At 63.4% G+C, this 15,184-nt stretch carries 12 protein-coding genes; 9 read left to right on the forward strand and 3 right to left on the reverse strand.

Annotation, left to right across the window (positions count from 1 at the left end):
• The first annotated feature begins 17 nt into the window (after positions 1-17).
• The 7 genes from rfbC (at position 18) to AB6A69_RS11365 (ending at position 8,060) form a co-directional block, all read left to right on the forward strand.
• Complete coding sequence (rfbC, locus tag AB6A69_RS11335; RefSeq protein WP_371060841.1) at positions 18-581, forward strand: dTDP-4-dehydrorhamnose 3,5-epimerase; 564 nt, start codon at positions 18-20, stop codon at positions 579-581.
• Positions 582-652: 71 nt separating this feature from the next.
• Positions 653-1,693 carry a dTDP-glucose 4,6-dehydratase gene (rfbB, locus tag AB6A69_RS11340; protein WP_371060842.1) on the forward strand — a complete coding sequence of 347 codons (1,041 nt, stop codon included), beginning with the start codon at positions 653-655 and terminating at the stop codon, positions 1,691-1,693.
• Positions 1,694-1,772: 79 nt separating this feature from the next.
• Complete coding sequence (gene rfbD, locus AB6A69_RS11345) at positions 1,773-2,651, forward strand: dTDP-4-dehydrorhamnose reductase (RefSeq protein ID WP_371060843.1); 879 nt, start codon at positions 1,773-1,775, stop codon at positions 2,649-2,651.
• Complete coding sequence (gene rfbA, locus AB6A69_RS11350) at positions 2,648-3,529, forward strand: glucose-1-phosphate thymidylyltransferase RfbA (RefSeq protein WP_371060844.1); 882 nt, start codon at positions 2,648-2,650, stop codon at positions 3,527-3,529. Before rfbD ends, rfbA begins: the two co-directional genes overlap by 4 nt.
• Before the next feature lie 104 nt (positions 3,530-3,633).
• Positions 3,634-5,940, forward strand: coding sequence for a glycoside hydrolase family 99-like domain-containing protein (locus AB6A69_RS11355; RefSeq protein ID WP_371060845.1), 2,307 nt, complete (start codon positions 3,634-3,636; stop codon positions 5,938-5,940).
• Between the two features lie 4 nt (positions 5,941-5,944).
• A complete protein-coding gene (locus tag AB6A69_RS11360; protein WP_371060846.1) occupies positions 5,945-6,931 on the forward strand; it encodes a hypothetical protein in 987 nt (328 codons plus the stop codon).
• 157 nt (positions 6,932-7,088) lie between these two features.
• Positions 7,089-8,060: a glycosyltransferase family 2 protein gene (locus AB6A69_RS11365; protein WP_371060847.1), complete on the forward strand. Its 972-nt coding sequence runs from the start codon at positions 7,089-7,091 to the stop codon at positions 8,058-8,060.
• Between the two features lie 184 nt (positions 8,061-8,244).
• On the opposite strand, the gene AB6A69_RS11370 is transcribed toward AB6A69_RS11365, so the two are convergent.
• Together AB6A69_RS11370 and AB6A69_RS11375 are read right to left on the reverse strand one after the other, a co-directional pair.
• On the reverse strand, positions 8,245-8,952 hold the full coding sequence (locus AB6A69_RS11370; RefSeq protein ID WP_371060848.1) for an ABC transporter ATP-binding protein: 708 nt from the start codon (positions 8,950-8,952) through the stop codon (positions 8,245-8,247).
• A 17-nt stretch (positions 8,953-8,969) separates the two neighbouring features.
• Positions 8,970-10,058, reverse strand: a complete 1,089-nt coding sequence (locus tag AB6A69_RS11375) for a sugar transporter (RefSeq protein WP_371060849.1) — start codon at positions 10,056-10,058, stop codon at positions 8,970-8,972.
• A gap of 316 nt (positions 10,059-10,374) precedes the next feature.
• On the opposite strand from AB6A69_RS11375, the gene AB6A69_RS11380 reads away from it, so the two are divergent.
• On the forward strand, positions 10,375-11,109 hold the full coding sequence (locus AB6A69_RS11380) for an ABC transporter permease (protein ID WP_371060988.1): 735 nt from the start codon (positions 10,375-10,377) through the stop codon (positions 11,107-11,109).
• Between the two features lie 251 nt (positions 11,110-11,360).
• On the opposite strand, the gene AB6A69_RS11385 is transcribed toward AB6A69_RS11380, so the two are convergent.
• On the reverse strand, positions 11,361-13,679 hold the full coding sequence (locus tag AB6A69_RS11385; RefSeq protein WP_371060850.1) for a hypothetical protein: 2,319 nt from the start codon (positions 13,677-13,679) through the stop codon (positions 11,361-11,363).
• Between the two features lie 185 nt (positions 13,680-13,864).
• Here AB6A69_RS11385 and AB6A69_RS11390 point away from each other — a divergent pair, with 185 nt between their 5' ends.
• Entirely contained in the window at positions 13,865-15,184 is a 1,320-nt protein-coding gene (locus AB6A69_RS11390; protein ID WP_371060851.1) for a UDP-glucose/GDP-mannose dehydrogenase family protein, read from the forward strand.

The raw sequence follows: 15,184 nt of genomic DNA on the forward strand, positions 1-15,184 counted from the left end.
CCCGCAGGACGCGCCTCATGCAGATCGAAGAGACGAGCCTTCCCGGCGTGAAGATCCTGACGCCGCGCCGATTCGGCGACCACCGCGGCTTCTTCAGCGAAAGCTACAACCGCGAAACATTCGCTGCGGCTGGGATTCATCATGTCTTTGTGCAGGACAATCACTCCCTCTCGGCGGAGGCGGGCACCATCCGCGGCCTGCATTTCCAGGCGCCGCCCCGGGCGCAGGACAAGCTCGTGCGCTGCGGGCGCGGCGCGCTCTTCGATGTGGCCGTGGACATCCGCATGGACAGCCCGACCTACGGCCGCTGGGTCGGTGTGGAGCTTTCCTTCGAGAACGGCCGGCAACTCCTCGTGCCCGCGGGTTTCGCCCACGGCTTCTGCACGCTCGAGCCCGATACGGAGATAATCTACAAGTGCACCGACACCTACGCGCCCGAAGCCGAGGGCGCCGTGCTCTGGAACGATCCCGAGATCGGCATAGAGTGGCCGCTTGGCGATCGCGCGCCGGTTCTGTCGGAAAAGGATGCCCGCGCCGCGCCTCTCTCGGAGCTGGAAAGCCCGTTCAACGTTGCTGACTGACCGCCAGCGTGTTTACGCAGCGCCAAGGAGCATCTACGACCATCTTGAGAAGCGGTTCGGGACGGAGGATCATGCGCATTCTGATCACCGGCGGCGCGGGGTTCATCGGGTCCGCCGTCATCCGGCGGGCGATTTCCGGGGGACACGAGGTCGTGAACCTCGACGCCCTCACCTACGCCTCCTGTCTCGCCAATGTCGCCAGCGTCGCCGACAGCCCGCTCTACAGGTTCGAGAAGGCCGACATCCGCGACCGCGCCGCGCTCGACCGCATCTTCGCGGAACACCGTCCGGACGCGGTGATGCATCTCGCCGCCGAAAGCCACGTGGACCGCTCGATCGACGGGCCGGCGACCTTCATCGAGACGAACATCCTCGGCACCTTCCAGATGCTCGAGGCCGCGCGCGCCTACTGGACCGCGAGCGGCCAACCGGAAGACTTCCGGTTCCATCACATCTCCACCGACGAGGTGTTCGGCTCCCTTGGGCCGGAGGGCCGCTTCACCGAGGATACGCCTTACGACCCGCGCAGCCCGTATTCGGCATCCAAGGCGGGCTCGGACCACCTCGTGCGGGCCTGGCACGAGACCTACGGGCTGCCCGTGGTGCTCAGCAACTGCTCGAACAATTACGGGCCCTACCAGTTTCCCGAGAAGCTCATCCCGGTGACGATCCTGAACGCTCTCGCCGGCGATCCGATCCCGGTCTATGGCGCAGGCGAGAACGTGCGGGACTGGCTTTACGTCGAGGATCACGCCGAGGCGCTTCTGCTCGTCCTGAGCGAGGGCGCGGTCGGACGCACGTACGCCATCGGCGGCGACAGCGAGGCGCGCAACATCGACCTGGTGCGGACACTCTGCGCGATCCTCGACGAGGAGCGCCCCGGAGCCGCCCCCTATGCCGAGCAGATCAGCTTCGTGACCGACCGTCCGGGCCACGACCTGCGCTACGCGATCGACCCGTCACGCATCCGGGCCGAGTTCGGCTGGCGGCCAGGCGTGACGCTCGAGGACGGGCTTCGGATTACGGTGCGATGGTACCTTGAGAACGAGCCGTGGTGGCGCGCCCTGCAGACGCGGCGCGGCGTCGGGCAGAGGCTCGGACTCGCGCAGTGATGTGTTTATTGGGCACATCCTTCCGGTCTCGCCCCTCCTCTCGGGGTTCGGGGTGCTCCGCCGTGGGGGGAGTCGCCGAATGAAGACACTCGTCTTCGGCACGACCGGCCAAGTCGCACGTGAACTCGCCCGGCGGGCACCGGGCGTGCGGGCGCTCTCCCGTGCCGAGGCCGACCTTTCGATGCCTAAAAGCTGCGCGGCAGCCATTGCCGACCATGCGCCGGACGCGGTGATCAATGCAGCCGCCTACACCGCCGTCGACCGCGCCGAGGAGGAAGAGGCGCTCGCCCGCAGGATCAATGCAGACGCGCCGGGCGCGATGGCCGAAGCCTGCGCGAGGCTCTCCATCCCCTTCGTCCACGTCTCCACCGATTACGTCTTCGATGGCTCGGGCGAAGCGCCCTGGCGCCCCGACGACCGGGAGACCCCGATCAACGCCTATGGCCGCACGAAACTGGCAGGCGAACGGGCGGTGCGCGCGGCGGGCGGGGTCCATGCCATCCTGCGCACCTCCTGGGTCTTCTCCGCCCATGGCGCCAATTTCGTCAAGACCATGCTGAGGCTCTCGGAAACGCGGCAGTCGCTCCGCATCGTGGACGACCAGATCGGCGGGCCGACGCCCGCCACGGCAATCGCCGAAGCCTGCCTCGCGATCGCGTCCGGCCTTGCGGGGCAACCGGGCAGGGCGGGCACCTATCACTTTTCCGGCGCGCCCGACGTGAGCTGGAAGGCGTTTGCCGAAGCCATATTCGATCTTGCCGGACGGCCGGTGCACGTGGACGGTATCCCGACCAGCGACTACCCCACTCCCGCAGCGCGCCCGCTGAACTCCAGGCTGGACTGCCGGATGACGGAGACCGCCTTTGGCACCGCGCGGCCCGACTGGAAGGCGGGGCTCGTGCAGGTTCTCAACGAACTGGGCGCGCTCGCCCGCGAAGATATCCGGAGGCCAAGATGAGCGTCACGCAGCGCAAGGGCATCATTCTCGCCGGCGGGTCGGGCACGCGGCTCTACCCGATCACGCTCGGCGTTTCGAAACAGCTTCTCCCGATCTACGACAAGCCGATGATCTATTACCCGCTGAGCGTTCTCATGCTCGCCGGCATCCGGGACATCGCCGTCATCACCACGCCCGAGGACCAGGCGCAGTTCCAGCGCATGCTCGGCGACGGCGCGCAGTGGGGAATCTCGCTGACCTATATCATCCAACCGCGTCCAGAGGGCCTTGCCCAGGCCTATATCCTCGCCGAAGAATTCCTGGCGGGCGCTTGCTCGGCCATGGTGCTCGGCGACAACATCTTCTTCGGCCACGGGCTGCCCGAGCTTCTCAAGGAGGCCGACCGCAAGGCCACGGGCGGAACCGTCTTCGGTTACCACGTCTCGGACCCAGAGAGATACGGGGTGGTGGATTTCGATGCCGATGGCAAAGCCCGCGCGATCATCGAAAAGCCTGAGGTTCCGCCGTCGAGCTACGCGGTCACCGGGCTCTATTTCCTGGACGGAACCGCGCCGGAGCGGGCCCGGCACGTCACGTCCTCGGAGCGCGGCGAACTTGAGATCACCAGCCTTCTGGAAACCTACCTCGCGGAGGCGACGCTCAGCGTCGAGCTGATGGGCCGCGGTTACGCCTGGCTCGACACCGGCACACACGGATCGCTCCTCGAGGCCGGTAACTTCGTGCGCACGCTGGAGACGCGGCAAGGTCTCCAGACCGGAAGCCCCGACGAAATCGCCTTCAGGCAGGGCTGGATCGATGCCAAGAGCCTGCGGGAACGGGCGGCGCAGTTCGCGAAGAACGGCTACGGACGCTACCTGTTGTCGGTTGTGGAGAAATGAGCCATGTTCTCGTGGAGGTGGGCGATTGAGGTTGGCTCCTTCTCAACTGAGCGTTGCTTGCGGTCGGTCGGTCTCGGAAACCGGACTTTCATTGGGTGTCGCCTATGCAGTCCGAACCATCGCTAGATCCTTTTTCCCGCCTTGCGCGTTTCCTTCGCATCTTCCTGTTAACGGGTGAGGAGCGACAACTCCTGCGGCAGGCCCGGACATCCCGCCTGTTCGACCCGATCTACTATCGCGGGGCCTATCCCGACATCCATCCGCTGTTCCACCGGTTTCCCTTGCGTCACTATGTCGTCTTCGGCGAGAGCCGAGGCTATAGGCCGAACCCGGAATTTTCGCCTGCAGCCTATCTGCGTTACAATCCGGACGTCGCCGAGATCGGCATGTCGCCTCTACTGCACTTTCTCCAGATCGGCCACACGGAATCCCGCATCACCAAGGAGCTGCCGCGTATCGAGGAGCTGCCGGCGGACGTTCCCCATATGCCGTTCGTGGATCTTGGCCGCCCGCGCGCGCGGTTCGCCATCGTTCTCCATCTCTATTATCCCGAGCTCTGGCCCGAATTCGCCGAAACACTGCGCCGTGTCCAGCTGGACCACGATATCTTCGTCACCCTGCCCTACCGAGGCGACCAGACTCTCGTTCTGGCCGAGGAAATAAGGGGCGAATTCCCCGGGGCATTTGTGCAGCCTGTCGAGAATCGCGGGCGCGACATTCTGCCCTTCCTGAAACTGGTCAACTCCGGAGCGCTCGACGATTACGAAGCCGTCTGCAAGCTTCATTCGAAGAAATCTCCGCATCGAGCGGACGGCGATTCCTGGCGACGCCATCTCATCAAGGGCATCTTGCCAGATGATCAGGCAGCACTGGTGGAGACCTTTGTTGGCGATCAGGCCGCGGCCTACTGGGTGGCGGACGGGCAGCACTACACGGATCCGAAATGGTGGGGGACAAATCTTGAAAACACGCGCAGCGTGTTGCGGCGAATAGAGATCGAGATCGAGCCTGAAGATCTCTCTTTCCCCGCCGGGTCGATGTACTGGATGAAACCGCTTATGATCGGGCTTCTGAAGGCCTTGCAGTTGAAGCCCGAGCATTTCGAAGCGGAGACGGGCCAGGTGGACGGAACGCTTGCCCACGCGCTCGAACGCGCCATTGGCGCACTTGCAAGGGCGGCGGGCCAGAAAGTTCTGCAGACGGCCGAGTTACGCAATGCAGCGGCGCAGCGGGTGATCGCCCGGCCTTGCCCACCGTCCTACGTCTCAGCCTTTTATCTCCCCCAGTTTCACCCAATTCCCGAAAATGATCTATGGTGGGGCAAGGGCTTCACAGAATGGCGGGGCGTCGTGGGCGCCAAGAGTTTCTTCGACGGGCACAGCCAACCCATGTTGCCTTCCGAACTCGGCTTCTATGATCTGCGCCTCACAGAGGTGATGGGTCAGCAAGCCGAGTTGGCGAGGGCAGCGGGGATCGACGGCTTCTGCGTCTATCATTACTGGTTCGACGGACGCCGCGTTCTAGAGGCACCGCTCGACCGGCTGCTGGAGCGACCGGAAATCGACTTTCCTTTCTACCTTTGCTGGGCCAACGAAAGCTGGCGGCGCAACTGGGATGGCCTGAGTGGTACCGTTCTCATCGAGCAGAGCTACGCACCAGGCTTTGAAGAGATGCTTGTGGCCGACAGCCTGCCCTACATGAAAGATCCGCGCTACCAGAGACCGGACGGTCGGCGCCCCCGTTTCGTGATCTATCGGCCAGAGGACTTGCCTGAGCCCTCCAAAAACGTGGAACGCATGCGGTTCGCCTGGCGAAAGGCGGGAGTCGGCGAGGTCGAACTCGGCGCGGTCTGCTTCCATGTGGCGGGTGACTCGCCTGTCGATCGCGACGTTTTCGACTTCTGGGTAGAAATGCCACCCCACGGCCTTGTCGACACGGATGCATATCTTTTTGGCGGGCCAATCGAGACGCGGTTGAGCCAGCGCCTACGGGACGAATTTTTGGGTACCATTTATGATTATTGCAAGGTCTCGGACAGATCCCTGTCATCAGTTTATGCAAATTCGCTACCCCAAAGAACGATTTGTGGGATAATGCCAAGCTGGGACAATACTGCAAGACGTCGCCTGAAAGCACATATTGCCTATGGCGCCAATCCAGCAAGCTTCAATCGCTGGCTATCCAGATTAATGAAAGAACGGGTTTCCAACTCCTACCGTAGAGAGCTTATTATAAATGCATGGAACGAATGGGCTGAAAAGGCGATGCTCGAACCGACACTCAATTACCAGGACCTTTACCTGAAGGTACTCGCCGAACATCTCCGGCCCTCCGGCACAAAGGTGACACCATCCGCGACGGCCGTCACCGTTCGGGATCCGAGACCCTCTGCGGCGCCGAAGGAGGCTTGACTGCATGGCACGCGTCGTACTGCACATAGGAACGCACAAGACTGCCTCTACGACGATTCAGGATACATTCGCCGCCAACGCGGCCCTTCTGGCGCGACACAGGCTGATCTATCCGGTGCTCGGAGCGGTTTCCGGACATCACGGCTTCGTTTGCGACTGGATCTCGTTGAACCCGGTGTACCAACTTCCAGGTGGCAGTGGGGAAGCGTTGCGCAAACTGACCAGAAAATACGCCACGACTGAAAGCACTGTCTTCTTGTCGAGCGAAGAGTTCTCTAGATGCGGTGAAGGGGACGTAGACCTAGCAGAAATTCGCGACATACTTTCGGACTTCGAAACGATTGAAGTTATCTGCGTTCTTCGTGAACAATGGCAGTTTCTACAGTCCGTTTATCTTGAGCTCTCCAAGAAACAGCAGCCACCAGGTGCGCCACACATCGTTTCGAAAAGTATCGAAACAGGAGTGATAGGCGGGCTCTTCGTCGATTACAATCTACTGATCGATCGACTTGAGCGCGTCTTCTTACCTGAGGAGATAACACTACTGGATTACAACAGAAGCAAAACTTCCGAAGGCGGCATCATCTCGATACTTCTGCGTGTTCTTGGAATTGAAATTGCGCAGGACGAAATGAAGTTGGTGAACGGCGGACAATCGAATGTGTCTCCGATGCCACTGGCAAGCTGGCTTGCAAATGTCCTCGCGCAGCCGAAGGTTGCACCGCCTTGGCTCGTGCACCGCTGCGCGTCTCTCATAAAGTCGAGCCACGGCGAAGATATTGCTACATGCGTCTTTTCGCGTCCGGAATTTGATATGTTGCGCGCGCATTTCGATCCTCTCAACGAGAAGCTCACCAGACGGCGGCAACCTCTGCAACCCGATTTCCGAATCACGTCCAGCGCGCCACTCGAGCCAGCCGTCTTCCGAGGAGGGCTGGAGGCCGGATTCTGGCCGAAAGCGGCCCGCCATTTCGTGCAGGACCGCTTGTAGGAGCACGAAGCGATGCCATTTCGCAGACGGTTGCAACGACCGCGGCCCGGTTTCGGAGCGGACCGAAGACTGGCGCGCTGCCCTACCCTGCATCCTGCATGTTTCGTCTGCGTTCTCGAATTGCGCCATGGTGAAGCTCTGTCGCCCCTGAACCTCGATGGATCCGGAGCGCATGCCTGAGAGCGCGGGCGCGACACGGACACACCCCTCCATCGCGGTCCTGCTAGCGACCTACAACGGCGCGTCCTGTATCCAGGAACAACTGGAAAGCTACTTGTCACAGAGCCGCCTCCCAGACCTGATCTTGGTCAGCGACGACGGCTCGACCGACGACACACTCGCGCTCATCGACGCGTTCCGAAAGTCGCATCCCGAGATTTGCATCCGTACCACCAACGGGCCGCGCCGGGGATCCGCGAAGAACTTTCTCAGCCTCCTCCAGGACACGCCCGACTGGATCGATGTGGTCGCACTTTCGGATCAGGATGACGTCTGGCTGCCCGACAAGCTGGAGAGAGGGCTCTCCGCCCTGTCGGAGAACAGCCATGAATCGGAGATCGTTCTTTATTGTGCCCGCACGTTCGAATGTGATGCCGAGTTGAACCATCTCCGCCTCTCACGAAACATTACCAGGCCACCGGCCTTCCGCCATGCCTTGGTCCAGAACATCGCGGGCGGCAACACCATGATGCTGAACCGCGCAGCCCTTGACCTCGTGCGCGATGCCAGCCGGGCTGTGGCCAAGCTGGTCGTACATGATTGGTGGATATACCAAATCGTGACGGGAGCCGGAGGCCGCGTCATATTTGATCCGCAGCCGGTGCTTTTGTATCGGCAGCATGGCGGGAACCTGATAGGTGCGAACACCGGGATGGCAGCACGGTTGCGGCGATTGAGATTGATGCTCTCCGGCCGTTTCCGGCGTTGGAACACGATCAATCTTCTCGCGCTCAAGGCATCGTCTCACAGGTTAACGCCGGAGAATCGGCAATTGCTCGCCGAGTTCGACGCCTGCAGAAAGGCCGCCGTTTGGCAAAGGCTGCGCCTGTTGCGACAAGCCCGACTGTACCGACAGGGTTTTTTCGGGCTCGTCTCTCTTTATACTGCGGCGCTTTTCGGGCGGTTATGATTTCGCGCGGCGCTCCGCATGAGACGAACGATCCTTAATTGGCGGTCGTCCAGCCCGGCAACGGCGCGATGCCCGGCCGATCGTCCACCGCATAGCTGGCCGAATGTCGATCCTGATCGTATACGTGGACGAATTCAGAGAAACGGAGACGCTCGCTTAACCGTCTGCATCTCGCCTGCAAGCCTCAATTCACCACGCGCGGCCGAGGACGCGCGCGCTGCATCCATGGCGGCAGGCGGCCTTGCATCAGATGTTGGTGATGCTCGATCGCCTTTTGCACGCGCGCGTAATAGAAGAACCGTCCCCTGTCGAGCACGACCCCGGAAGTGCACAACTGCTCCAGCAACTGCATCGAGTGAGACACGATGATGGCGCCACTGCGTTCGAGGCGGGCCGACAGGATCGCTTGGCTCTTCGCGCGAAACGCGGCATCGCCAACGGCGGTCACCTCATCGATCAGATAGGTGTCGAAAGGAACGGCCATGGAGGTCGCGAAGGCGAGCCGCGCCTTCATCCCGGACGAGTAGGTGCGCACCGGTTGGTCGAAGTGCTTCTCGAGATCCGCGAAGTCACACGCGAAATCTACCATCTCGTCGGTATCCACACCGTAGATGCGGGCAACAAATCTGACGTTCTGCCGGCCTGTAAGGTCGGGATGAAAGGAACCGGCAAAACCGACGGGCCAAGAGATCGTGCCATTCGCGATTATCTCGCCGGAATCGGGCTCTATCGTGCCGGCGATCATGCTGAGCATGCTCGACTTGCCAGCGCCATTGCGACCCAGAAGCGCGACGCTCGTACCGCTTGGAAAGACGAAGCTGATGTTGCGCGCAACCGCCTTGGTCGCGCCGCCGAGGTAGTAGCTCTTGCTGACGTTACGCAACTCTATCATGTGCCACCCCGATGTGCTCAGCGCCGGTCACGCAGGCTGTAATAGATCAAGGCGAGCAAGGACCATGACAGCAACAGGAACATTCCGATCGCGGCCGAAAGCATGAAGCGCTGAGGATAGCGAGAGCTCTGCGGCATCGTCGGCTGGGCATATGTTGCCAGATACCTGCTCTGCCGCTGCGCCGCGGCGGTGGCCGTATCCAGCGCGTTTCGGGCCGCAAGGTAACTTTCCTCGGCATATTCCAGATCGACCATGAGCCGCTCGAACTCTCCCACCAGCGTGGAATAGTCCCTTCCATCCGCGCGAACACCACGGCCGCCTCCCATCCCGAACTTTGCGCGTTCCTGCTCGATCAGACCCTCGATCACCGACAGCCTGCGGCGTGCCTGATCTATCCGCGGATCCTCCTCGCGGACGGTTTCCCGAAGGACACTCAGTTCGATGTAGGCGGCGGCGAGCTGCGCCTCGAGCGAGTTCAGCAATCCCATCTGGCCCTGGATGTCCGCGCTTGGGTCGACGATACGGGTTTCGCTCCGAAACTGAGTAAGCGCCTCTCGCGCCGACTTCAAACGCTCGACCGCTTGCTCGAGGTCTTCACGTGCGTAGCGGGTCGCATCCTCGCGCGCGATCGCCGAAAGCCTGTTGATCAGGTCCGCAGAGTTGGCGACTATCTCCCGCGCCATTCGGTGCGCGTCCACGGGGTCGAACGCGTTGACGCGGAGATTGATCAGACCCGTATTCCCATCGTAGCTCACGCGCACCATGCGCTGCCAGTAGTCAACGAGGTCCTCGATGGCACCTGTGGGCTGGTAGGCGAAGACGGGGTCGTGCTCCGGGACAGTGAAGATCCGGACCAGATCGAGCTCTTCGTCGATCGTTTCCACCAGATCCTGGCTTTGGATGAACTCATAAAGAATATCCGTGTCCGAAGAACTGGAGCCGGAGAGAGACCTCGAAAGTCCTCCGAGCAGGTCCTGCGCGCTCTCGATTTCCTCGGATCTCACGGCGAAGCCGACGCGAGCTGCATACTGATCTGCCGCAATGGCGTAGAGATAGTAGACCGATGCCCCGAACGGCGCGAGCACGAGCAGCACGAAACTGAACACGATCCCGAAATGACGCGTCTTCGGGACGGACGCGCCTGCCGGCGCCGGGGCCGCCGCACCCTGACAGCCCCCTTGGCGTGGTTGAGTATCACTCTTGTCCGGTTGAAGGGGTGTTTTCAAAATGAGCCGATCTCCAGCTTTCGGGCGCGTCCGCGGGGCGCCGCAGACTTGGATTCCCATGCTGTTTCATCCATTCATGGTCTTAGCAGAAATCGGTTGAGAGGGAAGTCTCCTGACTGCCACGGAAAACTTCGGCCCGGCCCCACGCTCCACAGGCAGCAGGCGTCGGTTTCCAGCCCTGCGCTCAATCGGGGCTCTGGTTCTACGCGAAATGTCGACGACCTATGGCAGGTCGCCCGGCGGCTACCTTTGGGCGATCCTTGAGCCTGTCGCCGCGATCGCTCTTCTGTCGATCGTGTTTTCCTACGCCTTTCGCACGCCACCGATGGGCACCAGCTTCGTGCTTTTCTACGCCACGGGTTACACCACGCTGACGGCCTTTACGGGCCTCAATCATAGACTGGGCACAGCCATCCTCTTCTCGCACCAGCTCCTTGCATACCCGAACGTGACGTTCATGGACGCGGTGCTCGCGCGGATGATCCTGAGTTTTCTCACGCAAACGCTGGTGTTCATCATCGTCATGACAGGCATCGTGGTTCTTCTCGATCTCAAAGTATTGCTGGACATGTCGGCGATCTTCAGGGCCCTCGCCATGCTCTTCGCCCTCGGTTTTGGCGTCGGTTGCCTGAATTGCTTTCTGATGAGCATGTTCCCCGTCTGGCAGCAGGTGTGGTCCATCCTGACACGGCCTCTCTTCATCATTTCCGGCATTTTCTTCCTGATGGACGCGTTGCCCGAACAGTATCGCGACATGTTGCTCTGGAATCCCCTCGCTCATGTAATCATGGAAATGCGCGCCGGCTTCTACGGCACTTACGACGCCAATCTCGTATCGGAAGCCTATGTCTTCGGGATTTCTCTGGTCTGCGCCGTCTTCGCGATGCTTATGCTCAGACGATACCACAGGGCGATCATCGACCGGAGGTAGGCCGCTTCGTTGCGCCACGAATATTGCCCGGGGTAAGGCCATAGCAGGCTCGACTGCGACGAAAGTCCAATCCGAATGAGAGGGCTGCCAACCGCCCCCTTGCAACCGTTCTGACGATTCCAGGCTCTGAACGTTGTTTCCCAAACGCTTGGAGCGCGCTCGGCAAGACGGGACAGAAAGCCTCTTGTCTTCAACCGCAACGGTTCGAGCGCCTTGCGGATCGCTCGAATGTTCTCACCACATCGGCGCTGTCAGGCCATGAGGTCGAAGGTTTCTCCGTCGATGCGCAACTCAAGGCTGCCGAGGCCGCCACCGTCCACCAGCGCCCAGAGGATCTGGCCGGAGGGGCGGTAGATGACGAAGGCTTCGTCCACGGCTGGATCGCCCGCGCCCGCCGTGTTGGCGTAATTGACCTGAAAATGATCGGATCTGGCACCCTGCCCGCCGTAGAGGAGCACGTCGCCCTCCACGTCGGAAAAGTCCTGGATCCAGTCCGAGCCATGTCCCTGGATGCCGACGTGAAAGAACCGGTCGGCGCCCGCGCCGCCGTTCAGACGGTCGCTGCCAAAGCCGCCATTGATAAAGTCGAACCCGTCGCCACCGAAGATCAGGTCCGAGAAGGCCCCGCCTGTCAACACGTCGTCGCCGGTGTTACCCACCAGCGTATCGGCGCCGAAACCGCCCGCAAGCGTATCGCCTCCTTCGCCGCCGTAAAGCAGATCGTTGCCATGTCCACCGTCAATACTGTCGTCGCCGGCGCCGCCATAGATTACGTCGCCTAAATCCGCCTCGCTCTCGCCTCCGACAAGCCGGTCGTCGCCGGCGCCACCGTCGAGCGTGTCGCGCCCGTCTCCACCCTTGAGCGTGTCCGCGCCATCCTGACCGCGCAGTGTGTCGTTACCCGTTCCTCCGAGGAGCAGATCGTTGCCGCCCGCACCCTCAATCGAATCGTCGCCCCCCGCCCCGTCGAGAGTGTCATCACCCTCTGACCCCAGGATCATGTCGTCGGCCGCCGTACCCGTGAAAGAGATGCCGGGGGCGTCCGGCTCGGGCGGCGGCGGATTTTCCGGTGGGGGTCCGAACCACGCCGGCAGAAACCGCGATCCACCCGTCGGGGTGAGCGCGGCGACGGCCGCATCGTCGAGCGCACGGCCGTCGCGGGTCGCCACGGTCAGGGTCTCGGCTCGGAAACGGATCTCGGAACCGCCGGCGACGGACGTCACGGAGAGTTGCGAGGCGTCCCGGAACATCGGCCAGGCAGAGAGGTCGATGCGGTCCTCCGCCGGGTCGTAGTCCTCTATCCGGTCCGGCGCATCGTCCCACGCCATCACGAACACGTCGGCGCCGGGGCCGCCAAGAAGCGTGTCGTCGCCCGGGCCATCCATCAGGATGTCGCGGCCCGCCCCGCCGGAAAGCCGGTCGTCGCCGCTGCCGCCCGCCAGCAGGTCGTCGCCATCCCCGCCCGCAAGCGGCGCGCCCACCGGATCGGCGCGAAGTGTGAGGCCATCGGGATCAAGCTCCATCCGGTGCCAGGCGATCGTGGCCTCGGATGCGCTCGCGGTGACGAGGTGCAGCCCGCCCACCGTGACGCCGAGCGAGAGGGAGGCGACATCGGCGAGCGCACGCCCGGCCGCATCCTCGAGCGTGGCGAGGTGCAGCAACCGGCCGCCCGGAAGCAGCCGGAACAGGCTGACCCCGTCATCGCCGCCCGCCGCCGCGACATAGACCCCCTGCGCCGTGGTCGCGACGGCCAGCTGGCCGACATGGTCGAAACGTGTCGTCAGGTCGTCGATCAGGTGATCGGCGACCGTCATGCCGCCATTCGCGTCGAGACGCAGCACCGAAAGGCTGGAACTTCCCGCCCCGGCGACGATGCCGTAGGTCGCGTCCTCGACCGTCGCGGCGGCAACCGCGGAAGGCGCGGCGATGCCCGGCCCGTCCACCGCAAGAAGCGTGTCCGCGACGCGGAGCGAACCGTCCTCCGCCACCGCGTAACTCGCCAGGCTCACCTCGCCGGACGCCGCGGCGAGCAGGAAACGGGCGCCGGCATGGTCCGCCAGAGCCAGCGCCCCGATACCGCCCGGCGCGGGGACCTGCCCGAAAGCCTCGAAGGCCCCGTCGGGCCCCATGCGCAGGAGATCGATGGCCTCGGCCCCGGCATCCACGGCGTAGGCGATGCCGCTCCCTCCGGGAAGGAAGGCCTGGAGGCTTTCGGTCCCGGCAACCGCGGCGACGGCGGCCATGGGCGCGCCGCTCGCGTCGAGAGCCACCGAGACGAGCCCGGGCGCCGCGAGCCCCGAGACGAAGACGGAAGGCGCGTCGCCTGCCGGCGCGACGGCCAGCCGCGCGGAGAGGCCCGGAACGGGAAGGCCCGGGATATCCGCGCGCCCGAGTTCGCCGAGCGCGCCGTCTGGCCCTGCGGCGTAGGCCGTGAGCCAGACCCCGTCCGGCCTGCTCAGCATGTAGAGAACGTCACGGCCGCCGACCGAGAGCCAGGCGAGATCCAGGATGCCCCCGAAGACGGACGCCGTGCTGCCGCCGAGCGACGCGACATGGGTAAGAGGTGTCAAGCCGGGTTCGCCCTTTCTGCAACTCGTGCCATGCTAGGGGTGCTTGGTTAACAGAACCTTTTCGCCGCCGGCCCCACGGGCGACCACCGGCAGGCCTCGCGGCCCCGACGAACGGGTTTCACCCGTCGTTGACACGCCGCGCGGCCTCGCCCCATAAGCCCCCGACGCGACAGCGAGGGGCGGCCATGAAGATTGCGATGATCGGGACGGGCTATGTCGGGCTCGTCTCAGGCGTTTGTTTTTCCGACTTCGGACACGAGGTGGTCTGCGTCGACAAGAACCCGGAGAAGATCGCGCGCCTCGAACGCGGCGAGGTGCCGATCTACGAGCCGGGGCTCGACGAGCTCATGGCCCGCAACGTCGAGGCAGGGCGGCTTTCCTTCACCCGCGATCTCGCCCATGCCGTGGCGGGCGCCGAGGCGGTGTTCATCGCGGTGGGCACGCCGACCCGGCGCGGCGACGGCCACGCGGATCTGACCTATGTCATGGCCGCCGCCGAAGAGATCGCGCGCGTCGCCAGCGACTACGTCGTGATCGTGACCAAGTCGACCGTGCCGGTTGGAACGAACCGGCAGGTCGGGCAGGTGGTCCGCGCCGCCAACCCGGAGCTCGACTTCGACGTGGCCTCGAACCCCGAGTTCCTGCGCGAAGGCGCCGCGATCGACGATTTCATGCGCCCCGACCGCGTCGTGGTGGGGGTTCAGTCCGATCGCGCGGCGAAGGTGATGTCAGAGATCTACCGCCCGCTCTACCTGCGCGACTTCCCGATCCTGACCATCGACCTCGAGTCGGCGGAAATGATCAAGTACGCGGCCAACGCCTTTCTCGCCGCCAAGATCACCTTCATCAACGAGATCGCCGGGTTGTGCGAGCGGGTGGGCGCGGACGTGAAGCAGGTGGCGCACGGGATGGGTCTCGACAACCGGATCGGCAACAAGTTCCTCCATGCCGGGCCGGGCTATGGCGGGTCGTGCTTTCCCAAGGACACCCGGGCGCTGGCCCGGATCGGGCAGGAACACGCGATGCCGATGCAGATCACCGAGACGGTCATCAAAGTCAACGAGGAGGTGAAGCGGCGGATGATCGAGAAGCTGCTCGATCTCTGCGGCGGCAGCTTCAACAACAAGACGGTCGCGGTGCTGGGCGTCACCTTCAAGCCCAACACCGACGACATGCGGGACGCGCCGGCCCTCACCATCGTGCCGTCGCTGGTGGGCGGCGGCGCCAGGGTCCGGGTGACGGACCCCCAGGGGCGGCGCGAGGGAGAGGCCCTGCTGCCCGGCGTCAGCTGGGTGGAGGACGCCTACGAGGCGGCGCAGGAGGCCGATCTTCTCGTCATCCTGACGGAGTGGAACGAGTTCCGGGCGCTCGACCTGAAGCGTTTGGCACGGCAGATGGCCGCGCCCCGCATGGCCGACCTGAGAAACGTCTACGCGCCGCAGGACGTGCGGGACGCGGGCTTCGAGGCCTACGAGGGCGTGGGGCGCGCCGGGTTCGGCGCGTGA

It is taken from the genome of Rhodosalinus sp. 5P4, assembly GCF_041365695.1.
Taxonomy (GTDB): Bacteria; Pseudomonadota; Alphaproteobacteria; order Rhodobacterales; family Rhodobacteraceae; genus Rhodosalinus.

Coding starts and splice junctions, on each gene's coding strand:
- rfbC (WP_371060841.1), top strand. CDS start 18: ATGCAGATCGAAGAGACGAGCCTTCCCGGCGTGAAGATCCTGACGCCG.
- rfbB (WP_371060842.1), top strand. CDS start 653: ATGCGCATTCTGATCACCGGCGGCGCGGGGTTCATCGGGTCCGCCGTC.
- rfbD (WP_371060843.1), top strand. CDS start 1,773: ATGAAGACACTCGTCTTCGGCACGACCGGCCAAGTCGCACGTGAACTC.
- rfbA (WP_371060844.1), top strand. CDS start 2,648: ATGAGCGTCACGCAGCGCAAGGGCATCATTCTCGCCGGCGGGTCGGGC.
- AB6A69_RS11355 (WP_371060845.1), top strand. CDS start 3,634: ATGCAGTCCGAACCATCGCTAGATCCTTTTTCCCGCCTTGCGCGTTTC.
- AB6A69_RS11360 (WP_371060846.1), top strand. CDS start 5,945: ATGGCACGCGTCGTACTGCACATAGGAACGCACAAGACTGCCTCTACG.
- AB6A69_RS11365 (WP_371060847.1), top strand. CDS start 7,089: ATGGATCCGGAGCGCATGCCTGAGAGCGCGGGCGCGACACGGACACAC.
- AB6A69_RS11370 (WP_371060848.1), bottom strand. CDS start 8,952: ATGATAGAGTTGCGTAACGTCAGCAAGAGCTACTACCTCGGCGGCGCG.
- AB6A69_RS11390 (WP_371060851.1), top strand. CDS start 13,865: ATGAAGATTGCGATGATCGGGACGGGCTATGTCGGGCTCGTCTCAGGC.